Source organism: Streptomyces sp. NPDC002853 (assembly GCF_053591915.1).
Genome location: NZ_JBSFUS010000007.1, coordinates 431,373 through 449,678, shown reverse-complemented (window position 1 = coordinate 449,678; position 18,306 = coordinate 431,373). Strand labels below are relative to the sequence as shown.

Genomic DNA, 18,306 nt, shown 5'->3' with positions numbered 1-18,306 from the left:
GCCGATGTCTGACACGACCGAAACCACACCCGGCTGGCTGACCTCCGACGAGCTCGAGCAGGCCCGTTCACGCATGCCGATCCTGTATGTCGAGGCCGTGCCGGTGCGCGTCGACGACAACGGCGAAGTCACCAGCATCGGACTGCTGTTGGGCATGGGGCGGGACGGAGCGGTCAGCCGCTCCCTCGTCTCGGGCCGGGTCCTGCACCACGAGCGGGTACGCGACGCCCTGCTGCGCCACCTGGAGAAGGACCTCGGCCCGGCGGCGCTCCCCCGCGTCCCGGCCTCCCTGCAGCCCTTCACCGTCGCCGAGTACTTCCCGACGCATGGCGTCACGCCGTTCCACGACCCCCGCCAGCACGCGGTGTCCCTCGCCTACATCGTCCCGGTGGCCGGTGACTGCCGTCCCCGGCAGGATGCCCTCGACCTGGCCTGGTTCAGTCCGCAGGAGGCCTCGTCCGAGGTGGTCCAGAGCGAGATGCCGGGCGGCCACGGCGTCCTGCTCAAGCAGGCACTCGCGCACGCGGGTTGCCTGACCTGAGCGGAGTCCGGCGCGGCCCGGCGCACCGCCCCGCGAAACCCCCGGTGACGAATTAGGTAAGGCTCGGCTAAGTTGATCGGCGAGTGCCTTCCTCCGGAGGCACCCCTGCCAAGGAGATCGACGCAGCATGAGCTCAACCATCCGCCGGGCCCGCCGTACCACCGCGATAGCCGTGTCCCTCGCCGCGGGCGGCGCCCTGGCCTCGACCGGGACCGCGGGCGCCGTCACCGCGGGCGCCGGCTCCCCCGCCACCTCGGCGCCGATCGCGCCGGGTCTCTATCAGTCCGCGTACTCGGAGCGCAACGACACGCTCTGGGTCGCCTCTTCGGTGGGCCAGCCGCCGGCCCCCGTCACCGGATCCAGCCTGCTGAAGGTCGACCCGGACTCGCTGCGGGTGGAGAAGAGATTCGCGCCGGCGACCAACGCGGCCACGGGAGCCGTCCAGTCCGTGTACGGCGTCGCCGTCGACGACGAGCACAACACCGTCTGGACGACGAACACCCGCGACAACTCGGTCTCCGTCTACAGCCAGCGCACCGGCAAGCACCTCGCCACCCTGCCCGGCGTGATCCACGCGCGGGAGATCGTCGTCGACGAGCGGCGCGACCTGGTGTGGGCCAGCGCCTTCGGCGACGGCACCCTCGTCGCCTTCGACTCCCGCACCTTCAAGGAGGAGCGGCGCGTCACCGTCCCGGGCGCGGGACCGACGGGCCTGGCCGTGAACGAGCGGACCGGCTCGGTGTACGCGGCCGACCACACCGGCGACCGGATCATCGAGGTCTCCGCCGGTACCGGGAGCCCGCGGCTCATCCCGACCGGCGACGGCCCGCTGTCGGTGGCACTCTCCAAGAACGGCCGCACCGCCTACACCGGTGACCAGAGCGCGGGCACCGTCTCGGTCGTCGATCTCCGCAAGGGCGCCGTCACCCGGTCGGTGGCATCGGGCGTGGGCACCAAGTCCGTTGCCGTCGACCACCGTTCGGGGCACGTCCTGGCCGTGAACCGCCTCTCCGCCACCGTCACGGTCGTCGACCCGTACAAGGGCGCCGTCGTGAAGACGGTGACCACCGCGGCCCTGCCCAACCACGTCCACGTGAACAAGGGCACCGCCTATGTGGTCGACAAGTCGGCCTCGGGCCCCGCGGGCGAGGACCTGATGACCCGCTTCCGCGTCCGCCACTAGGCATCGCCGACTGCCGCTAGCCGCCGACGAAGTCGCGCACGCCTTGTGACACCCCGTCGTCCCCCAGCAGGTCGTTGTGCTTCAGGCATCCCGCCGCGTTGTTCGTCGCGCCGTCGACGCGCACGCTGCTGTCGGGGTTGATGACCTCGTCGCAATGGGACCACCAGGTCGCGTAGGCGACACCTCCCGGTGTCTCGTCGCCCTCCGCGAGCCCGTCCTGGACGTACGAACCCGGGGTCATGTCACGGCATGCCTGCGACCAGGCGGCGCAGGCCCAGGCGGTGGCGGTGCCGTGGTTGGGGCCCGCGAGGGAAGCCCAGTGCGCGACCGTGGCGGTGCCGCCGCCGTGTTTGACGTACCAGCGGGTGACGAGGCTTCCGAAGGAGTGGGCGACGACGTCCACCTTGGCGGCGCCCGTCCGCGCGCGCACTTCCTCGACGTAGGCGGCGAACCGGCCGGAGAGCACCTCGTTCACCGATCGGCTCGTGTCGTACCCCCAGGAGAACAGCTCCGCGTCCGTGTAGCCGGACGCCTTGAAGTCCTCCCGCAGGGCGCCCCATACGCCCGGGTCGGCGTTGTAGCCATGGACGAAGATCACCGGTGTGCGGGCGGCCTTCGGTGTCTCGTCCGCCTGGGCCGGGGTCAGCGGCAGCAGGAGGGCGGCGACGGCCGCGACGGTCAGCGGCAGGGACATTCGGCGCAGCACGGGTTCCCCCTCGGTCCGGCGGTCTTCACCACGTTCAGCCGAGAATGGTGAGGTCTGGGACGACGAATGAACAGACCTGTGCGGCAGGGAAGTTACCGCAGGTATCAAGCCTCTGGGTGATCCGGTGTGCCCGGGTCGGGCTGAATCGGCGCACCCGCCTCGTCGTCCAGGTTCCAGTCCAGGAGCCGGACCTTCGCCACCGTCCGCACGTGCCGGCGCATCGCGGCCGCCGCCGCGCGGCCCCGGCCGGCCTCGATCGCGTCGAGGATCGCGTGGTGCTGGGCGAGGGACCGGGCGGGTCGCCGCACCTGGCGCAGCGACTCGTTGCGGCTCTCGGTGATCTGCTCGGCGATGGAGCGCATGAACTCGGCGAGCAGCGCGCTGTGCGCGGCCGCGGTCACGGCGGCGTGGAAGAGCCGGTCGCCCTCGACCCCGTGCTCGCCCGCCTCGATCTCCCGCGCCATCGTGTCGAGCGCCTCCCGCATCGCCCGTACGTCGTCGTCCGTACGGCGCTCCGCGGCCAGTTCGGCGAGCTTGGTCTCCAGGGCCTCACGCGCTTCGAGGACGTCGGGCAGCCGGCGCTTGCGCTCCACGAGCCGCTCCACGGGCTCGGCGTCCAGGCTGTCCTTGACCAGATAGGTGCCACCGCCGTGCCGCACCTCGACCAGGCCCTGCACTTCCAGTACGACGATGGCCTGCTTGACGGAGGCGCGGGACACGCCGAGGCGCTGGGCCAGTTCCCGCTCGGGCGGCAGCCGGTCGCCGGAGCGCAGGCCGCCCTCGCCGACGTAGGCGCGCAGCCGGCCGAGCACCTGCTCGTACAGTCGCGTCCTGCCCATGGGGCGCAGCGCGTCAGACATCCCAGACCCCCATTTCGGCCTCAGTGCCGGATTTCGGTCCCCGTGCCGATGGGTCCGCAGCCTAACAGCGGCCGATCCAGTGGACGAGTGGGCAAGTGGCTGAGCCAATTTGCGTCCGATCTCTTGACGGCCGAAACCGATACCCCGACGCTGAGTTCCGCCAACGGCCAAATTGGCTCAGCCACTTGGCCACTGAGGGACGGCCCCAGGGACGGGAGCCCACGATGTCCGCCGAACTCATCTCCATCCTCGTACTCGTGGTGGTCTTCGTGATCGCCACCACCCGCTCCATCAACATGGGCGCGCTCGCCTTCGCCGCCGCCTTCGCGGTCGGCGAACTGGTCGCCGACCTCGACGCGGACGGCATCTTCGCCGGGTTCCCCGGCGACCTCTTCGTCGTCCTGGTCGGCGTGACCTATCTGTTCGCGATCGCCCGCGCCAACGGCACCACCGACTGGCTGGTGCACGCGTCCATCCGCCTCGTGCGCGGGCGGCTCGCCCTGATCCCCTGGGTGATGTTCGTGATCACCGGGGCGCTCACCGCGATCGGCGCGGTCAGTCCGGCCGCCGTGGCGATCGTCGCCCCGATCGCCCTGAGTTTCGCCGCGCGGTACGGGATCAGCCCGCTCCTGATGGGCGCCATGGTGGTGCACGGGGCGCAGGGCGGCGGCTTCTCGCCCATCAGCATCTACGGGTCGATCGTCAACGGCATCATGGAGCGCGAGAATCTGCCGGGGAACGAGGTCGTGCTCTTCCTCGCCTCGCTCGTCGTCAACCTCATCATCGCCGGGATCGTCTTCGTCCTCTTCGGCGGCCTCAAGCTGGGCGGCCGCTTGGAGGAAGCCGAGCCCGGAGAAGCGAAGACACGGTCGCAAGAGGCCAAGTCGGCCGAGAACGAGGCGGGTTCGCGGCTCGATCCGGCCAAGATCGCCACCCTCGCCGCCCTGGTCGCCCTCGTCGTCGCCGTACTGGCCTTCGATCTCGACGCCGGTCTGAGCGCCATCACGCTGGCCGTGCTCCTGAGCGCGTTCTGGCCCGACGTCAGCCGCAAGGCAGTCGGCGAGATCGCCTGGCCGACCGTGCTGCTGATCTGCGGCGTGCTGACCTACGTCGGCGTGCTGGAGGAGATGGGCACCATCAAGTGGGCCGGTGAGGGCGTCTCCGACATCGGCGTCCCGCTCCTCGCCGCCGTACTGCTCTGCTACATCGGCGCGCTCGTCTCCGCGTTCGCCTCCTCCGTCGGGATCATGGGCGCGCTCATCCCGCTCGCCGTACCGTTCCTGGCCCAGGGCGAGATCGGGGCGGTCGGCATGATCGCGGCGCTCGCCGTGTCCGCCACCGTCGTGGACGTCAGCCCCTTCTCGACCAACGGCGCACTGGTGCTCGCCGCCGCCCCCGACGTCGACCGGGAGCGCTTCTTCCGGCAGCTGATGGTGTACGGCGGGATCGTGGTGGCCGTGGTGCCCGCCGCGGTGTGGTTCGTCTTCGTGGTGCCAGGATTCGGGTAGGACGAACCAGCACAAGACAGAACCATGGAACCAGCACAAGACAACGGTCCGTGACGACAACCTAGGAGATACGCAGCGTGAGCTCCCCCCATCCGCCCCTCTTCCCGGCCCTCGTCGCGGGCCCCGACCTCCCCGCCCTGAGCTTCGGCGAACGCTCGCTGACGTACGCCGAGCTCGCCGCGGCGGCGGGTTCCCTGGCCGCCTCGATCGGCTCGGCGCCCAGGGTCGCGCTGTGGGCCACACCCACCCTGGAGACCGCCGTCGGCGTGGTGGCCGCGCTGCTCGCCGGTGTGCCGGTGGTTCCCCTGAACCCGAAGATCGGCGAACGCGAGCTGGGGCACATCGTGGCGGACAGCGCCCCGACGGTGGTGCTCGCGGCGCCCGAGGACGAACTCCCGGCGTCCCTGCGGGCGTTGAAACGCACGGACATCACCCTCACCGACACCACGACGGCCGCGGCTCCGCCCGTCGAGCCCGACCCCGAGTCCCCCGCCCTGATCGTCTACACCTCGGGCACCACGGGACCGCCCAAGGGCGCGGTACTGCCCCGCCGGTCCCTCTCCACCACCTTGGACGCCCTGGAGGACGCCTGGCAGTGGACGTCCGACGACGTGCTGGTGCACGGGCTGCCGCTGTTCCACGTGCACGGGCTGATCCTCGGCATCCTCGGGCCGCTGCGCCGGGGCGGCTCGGTGCGGCACCTGGGCCGGTTCACCGTCGAGGGGGTGCGGCGCGAGCTGGCCGAGGGCGCCACGATGCTGTTCGGCGTCCCGACCATGTACCACCGCATCGCGGAGGCACTGCCCACCGACCCGGGCCTCGCCAAGGCCCTGTCCGGCGCGCGCATCCTGGTCTCCGGGTCCGCCGCACTGCCCGTGCACGACCATGAGCGGATCGCGGCGGCCACCGGGCGCCGGGTGATCGAGCGGTACGGCATGACGGAGACCCTGATGAACACGAGCGTGCGGGCCGACGGCGAACCGCGCGCCGGAACCGTCGGGGTGCCGCTGGGCGGAGTGGAGCTACGCCTCGTGGACGAGACGGGCGCCGTGACCGCGGACCCGAGCGAGGTCGGCGAGATCGAGGTGCGCGGCCCGAACCTGTTCACCGAGTACCTGAACCGGCCGGACGCGACCGCCGCCGCCTTCACTCCCGACGGCTGGTTCCGCACCGGCGACATGGCGGTGCGCGACGACGACGGCTATGTGCGCATCGTCGGCCGCAAGGCCACCGACCTCATCAAGAGCGGCGGCTACAAGATCGGCGCGGGTGAGATCGAGAACGCCCTCCTTGAGCACCCGGGCGTACGCGAGGCCGCCGTGACCGGAGAACCCGACGACGACCTGGGCGAGCGCGTCGTCGCCTGGATCGTGCCCGCCGACCCCGAACAACCGCCCACAGCAGCCGACTTGGCGGACCACGTGGCCGCCCAGCTTGCTCCGCACAAGCGTCCCCGCACGGTGCGCTACCTGTCGGAGCTTCCCCGCAACGACATGGGGAAGATCATGAAGCGGTCCCTCCATGCCTGAGCCGACGCCCGGCGGCCCGGCTCTCCGCTCGACCGTCCGTCGGACCGCCCGCGCGGCCATCGCCGCCGTGGCGGATGAGGACAGCTTCCGCGAACTCCCCTCGTGTGTCGCCGACTTCGCGGCATCCCGGCCGGACGGCCCACTCGGCTGGCAGGGCTACGCCGAGTCCCTCGCCCGCGCCGGGGAACGAACCGGCGAGCGGGAGTCGGTGGTCTGCGGCACCGCCACCGTGGGCGGCACCCCCGCGGTGATCGCCTCCTTCGAGTTCGGTTTCCTGGGCGGCTCCCTCGGCGAGCGCACGGGGGACCGCCTGGAAGCGGCGCACCGCCACGCCCGGGACCACCGGCTGCCCGTCGTCTCGCTGATCGCGACCGGGGGCAGCCGCATGCAGGAGGGCATGCGCGCACTGGTCCAACTGCAACGCGTCGCACGGCAGTCCGAGCTCACCGGCGCGGCCGGCCTGGCCCGGATCGCCGTCCTGCGCGATCCGACCACGGGCGGCGGATGGGCCACCCTGGGGGCAGCCGCCGACCTGATCCTCGCCCTGCCCGGCAGCCAGGTCGGCTTCGCCGGGTCCCGGGTGCGCCCGGCGGACGCGGATCCGACCGCCTACACCGCCGAGGCCCAGCTCGCGGCCGGGGCGATCGACGACGTCGTACGCCCCGAGGAGTTGCGCGGGGCGCTGGCGCTGCGCCTCGGGCTGCTGTCCGCTCCCCGCGATGCCCACCTCGTGGCCGGTGCACTCGACTCCCCCGCACCCCCCGGCGCGCTCGGCCGCCGCGACCTGCCCGCCACCGGCTGGGAGGCCGTCAGCCGGGCCCGCGCCCCCGAACGCCCGCGCGCGGCAGCCTATTTGGACGCCTACTTCACGGAGCGGGCGCCGTTGCGCGGTGACCGGTGCGGGGGCACGGACCCAGGGATGCTCTGCGGGTTCGGGCAGCGCGAAGGACGGACCGTAGCCTTCGCGGCACAGTGCGGGACGGCGACGACACCCGCCGGATACCGCACCGCGGCGCGTCTCGTGCGGCTCGCGGGGCGGCTCGGGATCCCCGTCCTGACCCTCGTCGACACCCCGGGCGCCGCCAACGGAGCGGAGGCCGAACGGGCGGGCGCGGGCGCGGCGATCGCCGATCTGTTCGCCGCCGTCGCCACCTCACCGGTGCCGGTCACGTCGCTGGTCATCGGCGAGGGCGGCTCCGGCGGGGCGCTCGCGCTCGCGTCACCGGACAACCTCTGGGCGACACCGGACAGCTACTTCTCGGTGATCGCCCCCGAGATGGCCACCTCGATCCTCAAACGAGGGCAGGAGGAGGTCAGGGCGACGGCGGAGCAACTTCGTCTGCGCCCGCAGGACCTGGTCGAACTGGGTGTGGCACGCGGCATCGTGACGCCCCATCACGGCTGATCCCCTCCGCGCCCCCTTTCTGCCTCCCGGCTGAGTCTCCGCTCGCCACCACGAGGGGGTCAGGCATCCTCCCGTCGCCGAATTGAGCGGCCATGCGCAGTCGGATCTCGGGGCAGTTCGGGGGCGCCTGGCTCCAGTCGTCGGTGCCGACGCGGACACGACTTCAAGGCATGCCTCCAGTACGCCCACCCGCATTCCGGACTTCAGCCGTTGCGCCCGGATCCGACGCCACGGGTTCTTACGGACGGTGACGTGGACCCGGCATGGGCCACCCACGCGCACGAGAGCTCGACACCCCTCGCCTCCGCCCCATGGCGAGAACACGACACCCGCCACCCTCGCCACCACCCCGCCATTTCCTAAGGTGCGGGTATGCACAGAACCGCCACCCGCCCCGCCCCTCCACGGCCCCGCGGCAGTCACCTCCCGGTATTCGCCCCGACGGGAGGCGCCGCGTGACCCTCAATCAGTTGCGGGCCTTCGTCGAAGCCGAGCGGCTCGGTTCCTTCACTGCCGCCGCGCAGGCCATGGACATCGCCCAGGCATCCGCATCCGAGCTGGTCCGGCGCCTTGAGGCGGAGCTGGACGCCGAACTGTTCCTGCGCGGGAGCCGCACCCTGACCCTGACCGCCGCGGGGCGCGAGCTGCTGCCGTACGCCCAGGAATCGCTCGCCGCGGCGGACAGCGGGACCCGGGCCGTGCACTCCCTCGGGTCGCTCGGCGGCGGCACCGCCACCTTCGGGGTGCTGCGCAACGCCGACTACTACCTGCTCTCCAACCTCGTGCAGATGTTCCACGCCCGGTACCCGGCGGTCCGCGTCCGGCTCGTGGGCCAGAACTCCGCGGAGACCGCATCGGCAGTCGCCGAGGGGCGGATCGAGGCGGGTCTCGTCATCCTGCCCATCGACGACGAGGGGCTGGCCATCACTCCCCTCATGCGGGACGAGGTGCGCTACGTCAGCGCGAGTGCCGAACGCACCCGCACACCCGTGAGCATCGAGGCATTCTGCCGGGCGCCGCTCGTGCTGTACGACGCGCACTACGGCTGGAAGGACCCGACCCGGCGTCAGCTCGCCGAGCGCGCCCAGCTCGCCGGAGCCCGTATCGATCCCCTCATCGAGCTCGAACACGTGGAAGCAGCACTGAAGTTGGCGGCGACCGGCGTCGGCGACACGATCGCGAGCCGGGCGGTGATCGACAGCCCCAGGTTCCCCGCCGGCCTGCACACCGCGCCCTTCGCCGAACCGCTCTACGACACCATCGCGCTCGTCAGGCGCCGCGGCCGCCCCCTGTCCCGCGCCACCCGGGAGCTCGCCCGCCTCGCCGAGGACACCATCCGCGAGATCGGCCACGGTCTGCTGACCTGAACCGCACCCTGACCTGGGGAAACGCGCCCATCGGCGACATATCGGGCCCGCCGGAAAACCCACAGGGAAACCCTGTGGGACACGCAGGAATCACCCCTCTAGTCCTGTGCCCCAGGCGCATCTACGGTCCCGGGTATGCAGATCACGCACGACGAACAGAAGACCCTCGCTCCCTTCCAGTGGCTCAAGAAGCCGGAGGTCGACGGTCCCCCCGCCCAGCGCGACCCCAAGGTGGTCGAGCGCGTCTCCCAGATGCTGAAGGAGATCGAGAGCAAGGGCATGGACGCGGTCCGTGCCTACGGACAGGAGCTCGACGGCTGGTCCGGCGACCTGGAGATCAGCGCCACCGAGCTCAAGAAGTCGGGCGACGCACTGCCCGCCGACGTCCGTACCGCCCTGGAGATGGGCTACGAGCGCACCCACCGCTTCGCCTCCGCGCAGCGCGAGCACCTGACCGACTTCGAGGTCGAGCTCGCCCCCGGAGTCGCGGGCGGACAGCGCTACGTCCCGGTGTCGCGGGTCGGCGCCTACCTCCCGGCGGGCCGCTTCCCGCTCCTTGCCAGCGCCTTCATGACCGTGGGCGTCGCCAAGACGGCCGGCGTCCCCACCGTGGTGGCGTGCACCCCGCCGTCGGGTGAGCACGGCGCCCACCCGGCCGTGCTCTACGGCGCCTACCTTTCCAAGGCCGACCGCGTCTTCGCCGTGGGCGGCGTCCAGGCTCTCGGCGCGATGGCCTTCGGCCTCCTCGGTGAGGCCCCCGTCGACATGCTGGTCGGTGCCGGGAACGCCTTCGTCACGGAGGCCAAGCGGCAGCTCTTCGGACAGGTCGGGATCGACCTCCTCGCAGGCCCCTCCGAGGTGGCCGTCCTCGCCGACGACAGCGCCGACCCGGTCTGGGTCGCCGCGGACCTGCTCGGCCAGGCCGAGCACGGCCCGAACTCCCCGGCCGCCCTGATCACCACCTCGGAGAAGCTGGGCCGGGCGGTCGTCGCCGAGATGGACCGCCAGCTGGAGACCCTCGCCACCCGTGACATCGCCGGACCCGCGTGGCGGGACTTCGGCTCCGTCATCGTCGTGCGCGACCGGGACCAGGCCGTCGCCGTGTCGGACATCCTCGGCCCGGAGCACCTGGAGATCCAGACGGAGGACGACGACTTCTACCTCCAGAACCTCACCAACTACGGCTCGGTCTTCCTGGGCCCCTGGTCCACCGTCGCCTACTCCGACAAGGGCATCGCCGGCACGAACCACGTGCTGCCGACCGGCAAGACCTCCCGCTACAACGCGGGGCTCTCCGTCTCCCGTTTCCTCAAGCCCCTCACGTATCAGCGGGCCGTGAAGGAGGGCACCGCTTCCCTGGCGCCCGCCGTCGAGCGCATCTCCGCCTTCGAGGGCCTCGCCGCCCACGGCGCCACCGCCACGATCCGGATCGACCGGATCGGCCGTACCTCCGGCGCCTTCGACGCGGTCCCCGAAGCGCTGCGCGAGCAGCTCTGATCCAGTTCCGCGCCTCGCCTCCTCGCCCCCTGCGGCCGGGGACGAGGGGGCCCGGCGTCCGGAGCGCCACGCTCCGGGCGCGTCCGGTCCCCGGGCCGCCGCCGGCGTCACCTGCCCGGGACGAGTGAGTACCGTCCCCTATCAAGGGCACCCGCGCTCCCACTCCCCGAGGATCTCCCCATGCACCACCCCTCCCCAGACCCAGCCCCCACGGCCGCGGGCCCCGCCCTGCAACAAGGGCTCAAGGGCCGCCAGATCACCATGATCTCCATCGGCGGCGTGATCGGGGCCGGCCTCTTCGTCGGCTCGTCCACCGCCGTCGCGGCCGCCGGTCCCGCCGTGCTGATCTCGTTCCTGCTGGCCGCCGCCCTGGTGGTGCTCGTCATGCAGATGCTCGGGGAGATGGCCGTCGCCCACCCCGACACCGGTTCGTTCTCCACGTACGCGGACCGCGCCCTCGGCCGCTGGGCCGGATTCTCCATCGGGTGGCTCTACTGGTGGTTCTACATCCTCGTCATTCCCATCGAGGCCATCGCCGCGGGCGAGGTCATCGCGGGTCTCACCGCCATTCCAAGCTGGATTCCCGCGCTCGCCATGATCGCCCTGCTCGCGGGCAGCAACCTCCTGGCCGTGCGCAACTACGGCGAGTTCGAGTACTGGTTCGCGCTCCTGAAGGTCATCGCGATCGTCGCCTTCCTCGTGCTCGGCGCGCTCGCGATCTTCGGGGTGCTGCCCGGATCGGACGCCCACGGCGTCTCGCACCTGTGGAGCGAGGGAGGGTTCGCGCCCAAGGGCGGGGTGGCCGTGCTCGCCGGACTGCTCACGGCGATGTTCAGCTTCCAGGGCAGCGAGATCGTCACGATCGCCGCCGCCGAGTCCGAGGAACCCAAGAAGAACATCAAGAAGGCCGTCCGTGCCGTCGTGTGGCGCCTGGGACTCTTCTACGTCGGCTCGATCTTCGTCGTGGTGAGCCTCGTGCCGTGGAATTCCGACGCCCTCGCCGACGGCTCGTACCAGGCGGTCCTGGACCGGATGAACATCCCGGGCGCCGGGCGGATCATGGACGTGGTCCTTGTCGTAGCCGTCAGCAGCTGCCTCAACTCGGCCATCTACACCGCGTCGCGCATGGCCTTCTCGCTGGCCCGTCGCCAGGACGCCCCCGCGGCGCTGGCCGCCACCTCGGCGTCCGGTGTGCCCCGTAACGCCGTGCTCGCCTCGACCGTCATCGGCGTCGCCGCGGTGATCGCCAACTACCTTCTGCCGAGCGTCTTCACGTACCTCATCGCGTCCAGCGGTGCGATCGCCCTCATGATGTACATGGTCATCGCCATCACCCAGTACGCGACCCGGCGCAAGGAACCGCGGCCGACCGAGGTGCGGATGTGGGCGTTCCCCTATCTGACCCTCGCCACGATCGCCTTCATCGCCGGCGTCCTCGTCCTGATGGCGGTCCTGCCCGGCCACCGTCTCGAACTCTGGCTCTCCCTCGCCCTCGCGGCGGTCCTGGTCACCGTGGGAGTCCTGCGACAGCGGCGGCACGGCGACCGGCCCTCTGGTGAAACCGGTGACACGGGCGTCGGCACCGGCGCCATGACAGGTCAGCGGTAAGAGGTCAGGGGAGCCTGGCGTGCGTCGCCCGGGGCACGAACTCGGTCGGCAGGACGAGGCGTTCACCCTTGGGGTCGGCGTCGCCGTCGATGCGCCGCACCAGCAGCCGCGCCGCCTGACGCGACAGTTCCCGCAGGTCGTGCCGGACCGTGGTCAGCCGGAACACCTCCCAGGCCGCCATGGGGAGGTCGTCGAAGCCGATCACGGTCAGGTCGTCGGGGACCCGGAGCCCGGCCGCGAGCGCCGCGTTCAGGACACCGATGGCGACCACGTCGTTGCCGCAGAAGACCGCGGTGGGCGTCTGTGCCGCGTCGAGCAGTCGGGGCAGCGCCTGATACCCCGTCTCGTACTCGAAGGCGCCGCGCGCCACCCGGTCCTCGGGCAGTCCGATGCCCGCGTCGGCCAGGGCGAGGCGGAAACCCAGCTCGCGTTCGCGGCCGGTGGTCGTGTTGGCCGCGCCGAAGATGCCCGCGATGCGCCGGTGTCCGAGCTCGGCGAGCGTGTGGGCGACCAGACGCCCGCCGCCCTCGTTGTCGACGACCGAGGCGTAGTCGCCGCGGCCGCCCGTGTCGCGGTTGAGGAAGACGTACGGCATGCCGCGCCGGTCGAGCTGCGCCGGGAGACCGGAGTCGGTGGTGGCCGTCGCCAGCACCACGCCGTCCAGGGACTGGTCCAGGAGCTTCTCCTCGGCCACCGCCTCGTCGGAGCGCTCGGTGAGCAGCATCATGCGGTAGCCGAGGAGCTGGAGCTCGTCGTGCAGGGGGGCGATGACGTGCGGGTAGAACGGGTTCGTCAGGTCGGTCACGATCACCCCGATGCGCCGGGTGGACCGGGTGGACAACGTACGGCCCGCCTCACTGGGCACGTAGTTCAGGGCCTGCGCCGCCTGCCGGACCTTCTCGCGGGTCGCCGCGGACACCCGGCTGTCGTCCCGCAGGGCGCGGGAGACGGTCGGCTGCGAGACGCCGGCCAGCCTCGCCACGTCGTGACTCGTGATCGCCATCGGCCCTCTCCTCATCGCCCGGCGCGCCCCTCCGACGGCCCGCTTCTCAGTATACGTATGCCATACCCCTTGACATTGGACAGTGCAGAACCTGTCATGGAATGCATACGTATTCCATTCGAAGGAGCAGCCATGAACGATGTCGTCGTGTCCACCGCCGAGCTGGGGCGTCGCACGGTTCGCCGCAGCGACTTCGTCTCCTGCAACCAGGCTTTCATCGACTGCCGCACCCCGGGCTCGGACCGGAAGGAGAACTACGCGATGATCGGGCCCGGCGTCTCGCAGGCCGCAGGCCAGCACGTCAATCTCCGTCTGCCGCACGGCTACAACATCGGTGCGGCCGCCATGCCCCACGGCATCACCAACAATCTCCACCTCCACTACACCGCCGAGGTGTTCGTCTGCACCGAGGGCGAGTACCTCCTTCGCTGGGGCGCCGACGGCACCGAGGGTGAACTCCTGCTCAAGGCCGGGGACATCGCCTCCGTCCCGACCTGGATCTTCCGCGGCTTCACCAACACCGGGCCCGACGACGGCTGGATGTTCACCGTGCTCGGCATGGACCACACCGGCGGCATCATCTGGGGCCCGTCGGTCCTGCGCGAGGCCGAGGGCCACGGCCTGTACCTGACCGCCGACAACAAGCTGATCGACACGGTCGCCGGCGACGAGATCCCGCCCGGCACCGAGCTGACCGAGCCGATGACCCAGGAGTACATCGACCGCCTTCGCCACTACGGCGTCGACGAGATGAAGCGCCGGGTCGCGGCGGCGGACGACCTTGTCTGGTCCGAGCGGCCCTTCCTCGACAGCACCCTGCCCGGCGGCGGGGTGCAGCTGAGCTGCGTCATCGGGTACGGCATGACCGAGGACCTGCACCAGGAACCCCGCATCTTCAACCCGCACGGCCACAACGTCGCCTGGCTGCGCGCCGAACCGGGCCAGGGCGTGTCCCTGCACCGGCAGCACGAGACGCAGACGCTGATCGTCAAGGACGGGGAGTGGGAGATCACCCTCAACCGCACCGACCCGGTCTCGGTACGCCTGGGCCCGCGGGACATGCTCTCCGTGCCGCGGGACGCCTGGCGCACCCTGCGCAACGTCGGTGACGAGCGAGGCGACCTCATGGTCGTCAACTCCGGCGACGGCCGTGTCCGCCTGGACTGGGACGACGAGGTCTCCAAGTGCGCGGCCGACGCGGGTCTCGGCATCGACCACAACGGCTACGTGGCGCCGTACGCACTGCTCCCCCGCTCCGCACGCCGCTGGTGACCGCCGTGCCCCGCATCGAGTCGTCGTCCGGACCACTGCCGCTGGTGGTGGCCCCCGGCATGCTGTGCGACCCGAGCCTGTGGTCGGAGGTGGACTTCCCCGATGCCCACCCGGTCCACCACATCGAACTGAGCAAGCCGGACATCGGGGCCCTGGCCGACGACCTGCTGTCCTCGATGTCCGGCCCGTTCGTCGTGGTCGGGCTCAGCCTCGGCGCCATCGTCGCGTTCGAGGCGCTGCGGCGGTCCCCGGACCGGATCGCCGGGCTCTGCGTCATGTCGACGAACGCGGGAGCACCACGGCCCGAGCAGTACGCGGCCTGGCGTGCGATGGACGGCCTGATCGCCGACGGCAGGTTCGCCGACGTCGTCGAACAGACACTGCCCGGCATGTTCCCCGTCCCCCGGCCGCCGAGCTCATCGGCCGGGCGCTACCGGCACATGGCACACGCCGTGGGGCCCGGGGCCGCGCGCGCCCAGCTGGCCTCCCAGGCCACTCGCCGGGACGCGATCGACGCGCTGCGCGGGGCCCGTTGCCCGGCCGTGGTCCTGTCCGGGACCCAGGACGCGCTGTGCCCCCCGGACTTCCACCGGACGATCGCGCGGGCCCTGCCGGACGCCGAGCTGCGCGAAGTTCCCGGGGCGGGACACCTGCTGCCCTGGCAGCGGCCCGCCGCCGTCTCCACCGCGCTGCGGGACCTGCTGGCGCGGGTGCGCCGGACCCGGTCGTAGGCCACCACGCCTGGCCGCACATCTGAACGAACGAAGCGCCCCCTTTTTTTTGACGCCCGAGTTTTTTGAAGCCCAAGCCTTCCGAAGCCCGAGAAAGAGAGCCGTCATGCCCCGTTTCCTCAAGTCCCCCGTCCCCGCGGGCACGGTGAGTGCCGCCCGCGCGGATGTCGCCGACCGCGTCAGCGCCATCCTCGACGACATCCGCGCCCGGGGTGACGAAGCGGTCCGTCAGTACTCCGAGAAGTTCGACGACTGGAGCCCGGAGTCGTTCCGGCTGTCCCCGGACGAGATCAGGAAGATCGTCGCCGATGTGCCGGAGACGGTCCTGGACGACATCCGCTTCGTACAGGAGCAGGTGCGCACGTTCGCCCAGGCGCAGCGTGACTCGCTGCACGACGTGGAGATCGAGACCCTGCCCGGTGTCCGTCTCGGGCATCGCCACGTCCCCGTGGCCGGCGCCGGAGCCTACGTGCCGGGTGGGCGCTACCCGCTGACCGCGTCCGCGCACATGACGATCGTGACGGCGAAGGTGGCGGGCGTGGAGCGCGTCGCCGCCTGCACCCCGCCGATCCGGGGCGAGATCCCCGCCGCGACGGTCGCCGCCATGCATCTGGCCGGGGCCGACGAGATCCACCTCCTCGGCGGCGTCCAGGCCGTGGCCGCCCTGGCCATCGGCACCGAGACGGTCGGCCGGGTGCCGCTGATCGCGGGGCCGGGCAACGCGTACGTCGCCGAGGCCAAGCGGCAGTTGTTCGGCGAGGTGGGCATCGACCTGTTCGCGGGCCCGACGGAGATCCTGGTGATCGCCGACGAGAACGCCGACCCGTTCGTGGTGGCCGTCGACCTCCTCTCGCAGGCCGAGCACGGCCCGGACTCCCCCGCGGTGCTCGTCACCACCTCCGAGCAGCTCGGCCGTGCCGTCGAGGCCCACATCGAGCGGCTCCTTCCCGGCATGCCGACGAAGGACTTCGCCGGTCCCGCGTGGCGCGACCACGGCGAGATCGTCGTCGCGGACTCCCTCGACGAGGCCTTCGAGATCGCCGACTCCTACGCCGGCGAACACGTCGAGGTCCTGACGGAGAACCCGCGTCAGGCGCTGGACAAGATGCGGGACTACGGCGCGCTGTTCCTCGGGGAAGGGACCTGCGTCTCGTACGGGGACAAGGTCATCGGCACCAACCACGTGCTGCCGACGCGCGGGGCCGCGCGCTACACCGGCGGTCTGTGGGTGGGCAAGTACCTCAAGACCGTCACCTACCAGGAGGTCACCGACACCTCCTCGTCCGCGCTGCTCGGCGAGGTGTGCGGGCGTGCCGCGCGGGTCGAGCTGTTCGAGGGGCACGCCCGCTCCGGCGACGTACGGGCGGCCAAGTACGGTCACGGCACGCTGCCGTGGAACGACGAGGCGACCGCGTGAGCGCCCCCGCGACACCCCTGGCCGGGCGCACCGCGCTGGTCAGCGGGGGCGGCAGCGGACTCGGCGCCGCCATCGCCCGCGCCCTGCTCGCGGACGGGGCCCGGGTGGTGATCACCGGCCGCAACGAGCAGGCCCTGAAGGAGACCGCCGCGCGTCTCGGCCCTGGTGTGGTGCACCGGGTCTGCGACGTGTCCAGGCCCGAGGACGTCGAGGCGCTCACCGCGAGTCTCGCGGACGAGGAGATCTCGGTCCTCGTCAACAACGCCGGGATCGCGGGGCCGGTGGCTCCCCTGACCGAGATCTCGGCCCGGGACTGGGACGAGGTGTTCGACGTGAACGTCCGCGGGGTGTTCCTGATGTGCCGGGCCTTCCTGCCCGCCATGACGGCGCGGGGCGCGGGCGACGTCGTGAACATCGCCTCGGTGTCGGGCAAGCGGCCGCTGCTGAGGCGTACGCCCTACTGCGCATCCAAGATGGCGGTCATCGGCCTGACCACCACCCTGGCGGGCGAGGTCGGACCCTTTGGGGTGACGGTCAACTCCCTCTCCCCCGGGCCGGTTGCGGGCCCGCGGATGGAGCGGAACTTCCGCCTGGAGGCGGAACGCACCGGGGCCAGCTACGCGCAGGCCGAGGAGGCGTTCGTGTCGCGGTCGGCCCTCGGCCGGATGGTCACCGAGGACGAGGTCGGCGCGGCGGTCACCGCGATGCTCCGGATGCCGGGGCTGTGCGGCGCCGACATCGACCTCTCGGCGGGGATGGTGGCGCGGTGACGGCGGCAGGCGACGGCGCCGGAGCAGCCGTGGCAGAGATAGCCGGGCAGCGGTCCCTCAAGGAGCGGCTCGCGGCGGGCGAACGGCTGTACGGCGCGCTGCTGCGGCTCCCCTCGGAGACCTTGGTGGAGATGGCGGGCGTCGCGGGCCTGGACTACGTGGTCATCGACTGCGAGCACGGTCCCGCCGACACGGTGCTCCTCCAGCACCACCTGACGGCCGCGGCCGCACAGGGCATCGACGTCCTCGTGCGGGTGGGTACGTCCGAGCCCGCCCTCGCCCTGCGCTGCCTGGACCTGGGGGCCGCGGGGATCATCCACCCGCACGTCGACGACGCACGGGACGCACGGCGGGCGGTGGCCTCGGTCCACTACCCGCCGCTCGGGAGACGGGGGTTCGCGACGTACAGCAGAGCGGGCCGCTTCGGCACGGTATCCGCTGCCGACCACGTGACCGCCTCGCGGGAGGCCCTGGTGGTGGTGATGATCGAGACGGAGCGGGCCTGCGCCGCCGCGCCGGAGATCGCCGCCACCCCGGGGGTGGACGCGGTGCTTGTGGGCCCGGCCGACCTGGCCGCGGACTGCGGATTCCCGGGGCAGGACGTGGTCGACGCGCTCATCACGCGGGCCCACCGGGGTGCCCGTGAGGCAGGCCGGTCGGTGATGTCGATCGTGCCGGACGTCGAGGGCGCGAGGGCCGCCGGGCGGTCGGGGGCGCAGCTGGTGCTCTACAACATGGCCCAGGTCCTGATGGACACCTACCGGTCCCTCGCGACGCCCGCTCCGGGCGAGGGTCAGGGCCGGCGCGCATGACGCCGCACGGCCGCGCACAACTCCTCGGATCTGCTCCGAGGAGTGTGCCCGGCCGTGCCCGGATGAGCCGTTCGGGCCCTGCCCGAAATCCCCACCG

The 18,306-nt window shown here is 71.7% G+C and carries 16 protein-coding genes; 13 read left to right on the top strand and 3 right to left on the bottom strand.

Going from position 1 to position 18,306, the window contains the following annotated elements; translation table 11 throughout:
• Positions 1-4: 4 nt before the first annotated feature.
• Positions 5-541: an NUDIX hydrolase family protein gene (locus ACWD02_RS21550; protein WP_451213049.1), complete on the top strand. Its 537-nt coding sequence runs from the start codon at positions 5-7 to the stop codon at positions 539-541.
• A gap of 127 nt (positions 542-668) precedes the next feature.
• Complete coding sequence (locus ACWD02_RS21545; RefSeq protein WP_451213046.1) at positions 669-1,724, top strand: YncE family protein; 1,056 nt, start codon at positions 669-671, stop codon at positions 1,722-1,724.
• 16 nt (positions 1,725-1,740) lie between these two features.
• Here the strand turns inward: ACWD02_RS21545 and ACWD02_RS21540 are convergent, their stop codons facing one another.
• Complete coding sequence (locus tag ACWD02_RS21540; RefSeq protein ID WP_451213383.1) at positions 1,741-2,418, bottom strand: esterase/lipase family protein; 678 nt, start codon at positions 2,416-2,418, stop codon at positions 1,741-1,743.
• 116 nt (positions 2,419-2,534) lie between these two features.
• Positions 2,535-3,290 carry a FadR/GntR family transcriptional regulator gene (locus tag ACWD02_RS21535; protein WP_451213043.1) on the bottom strand — a complete coding sequence of 252 codons (756 nt, stop codon included), beginning with the start codon at positions 3,288-3,290 and terminating at the stop codon, positions 2,535-2,537.
• Between the two features lie 224 nt (positions 3,291-3,514).
• On the opposite strand from ACWD02_RS21535, the gene ACWD02_RS21530 reads away from it, so the two are divergent.
• The 6 genes from ACWD02_RS21530 to ACWD02_RS21505 all read left to right on the top strand — a co-directional run bounded on the left by ACWD02_RS21530 (position 3,515) and on the right by ACWD02_RS21505 (position 12,204).
• Positions 3,515-4,798 carry an SLC13 family permease gene (locus tag ACWD02_RS21530; protein ID WP_451213040.1) on the top strand — a complete coding sequence of 428 codons (1,284 nt, stop codon included), beginning with the start codon at positions 3,515-3,517 and terminating at the stop codon, positions 4,796-4,798.
• 77 nt (positions 4,799-4,875) lie between these two features.
• On the top strand, positions 4,876-6,327 hold the full coding sequence (locus tag ACWD02_RS21525; RefSeq protein ID WP_451213038.1) for an acyl-CoA synthetase: 1,452 nt from the start codon (positions 4,876-4,878) through the stop codon (positions 6,325-6,327).
• Positions 6,320-7,732 (top strand): carboxyl transferase domain-containing protein, encoded by a 1,413-nt coding sequence (locus ACWD02_RS21520; RefSeq protein WP_451213035.1) that lies wholly within the window; start codon positions 6,320-6,322, stop codon positions 7,730-7,732. The genes ACWD02_RS21525 and ACWD02_RS21520 overlap by 8 nt, the downstream gene beginning before the upstream one ends.
• Before the next feature lie 455 nt (positions 7,733-8,187).
• The gene (locus tag ACWD02_RS21515; RefSeq protein WP_451213032.1) at positions 8,188-9,099 is read left to right on the top strand and encodes a LysR family transcriptional regulator; all 912 of its coding nucleotides are present in this window, start codon (positions 8,188-8,190) and stop codon (positions 9,097-9,099) included.
• Positions 9,100-9,234: 135 nt separating this feature from the next.
• A complete protein-coding gene (gene hisD, locus ACWD02_RS21510; RefSeq protein WP_451213029.1) occupies positions 9,235-10,596 on the top strand; it encodes a histidinol dehydrogenase in 1,362 nt (453 codons plus the stop codon).
• A gap of 180 nt (positions 10,597-10,776) precedes the next feature.
• Positions 10,777-12,204, top strand: coding sequence for an amino acid permease (locus ACWD02_RS21505; protein WP_451213027.1), 1,428 nt, complete (start codon positions 10,777-10,779; stop codon positions 12,202-12,204).
• A gap of 4 nt (positions 12,205-12,208) precedes the next feature.
• Here ACWD02_RS21505 and ACWD02_RS21500 read toward each other — a convergent pair whose 3' ends face one another.
• Positions 12,209-13,207, bottom strand: a complete 999-nt coding sequence (locus ACWD02_RS21500; RefSeq protein ID WP_451213024.1) for a LacI family DNA-binding transcriptional regulator — start codon at positions 13,205-13,207, stop codon at positions 12,209-12,211.
• A gap of 132 nt (positions 13,208-13,339) precedes the next feature.
• Between ACWD02_RS21500 and ACWD02_RS21495 the strand changes: the two genes are divergently transcribed.
• The 5 genes from ACWD02_RS21495 (at position 13,340) to ACWD02_RS21475 (ending at position 18,209) form a co-directional block, all read left to right on the top strand.
• Positions 13,340-14,479, top strand: a complete 1,140-nt coding sequence (locus ACWD02_RS21495) for a cupin domain-containing protein (RefSeq protein WP_451213021.1) — start codon at positions 13,340-13,342, stop codon at positions 14,477-14,479.
• 5 nt (positions 14,480-14,484) lie between these two features.
• The gene (locus ACWD02_RS21490) at positions 14,485-15,210 is read left to right on the top strand and encodes an alpha/beta fold hydrolase (protein WP_451213018.1); all 726 of its coding nucleotides are present in this window, start codon (positions 14,485-14,487) and stop codon (positions 15,208-15,210) included.
• A gap of 106 nt (positions 15,211-15,316) precedes the next feature.
• Complete coding sequence (hisD, locus tag ACWD02_RS21485; protein WP_451213015.1) at positions 15,317-16,627, top strand: histidinol dehydrogenase; 1,311 nt, start codon at positions 15,317-15,319, stop codon at positions 16,625-16,627.
• Positions 16,624-17,397 (top strand): SDR family NAD(P)-dependent oxidoreductase, encoded by a 774-nt coding sequence (locus ACWD02_RS21480; protein ID WP_451213012.1) that lies wholly within the window; start codon positions 16,624-16,626, stop codon positions 17,395-17,397. Before hisD (ACWD02_RS21485) ends, ACWD02_RS21480 begins: the two co-directional genes overlap by 4 nt.
• The gene (locus tag ACWD02_RS21475) at positions 17,394-18,209 is read left to right on the top strand and encodes an HpcH/HpaI aldolase family protein (RefSeq protein WP_451213009.1); all 816 of its coding nucleotides are present in this window, start codon (positions 17,394-17,396) and stop codon (positions 18,207-18,209) included. Before ACWD02_RS21480 ends, ACWD02_RS21475 begins: the two co-directional genes overlap by 4 nt.
• Positions 18,210-18,306 lie beyond the last annotated feature (97 nt).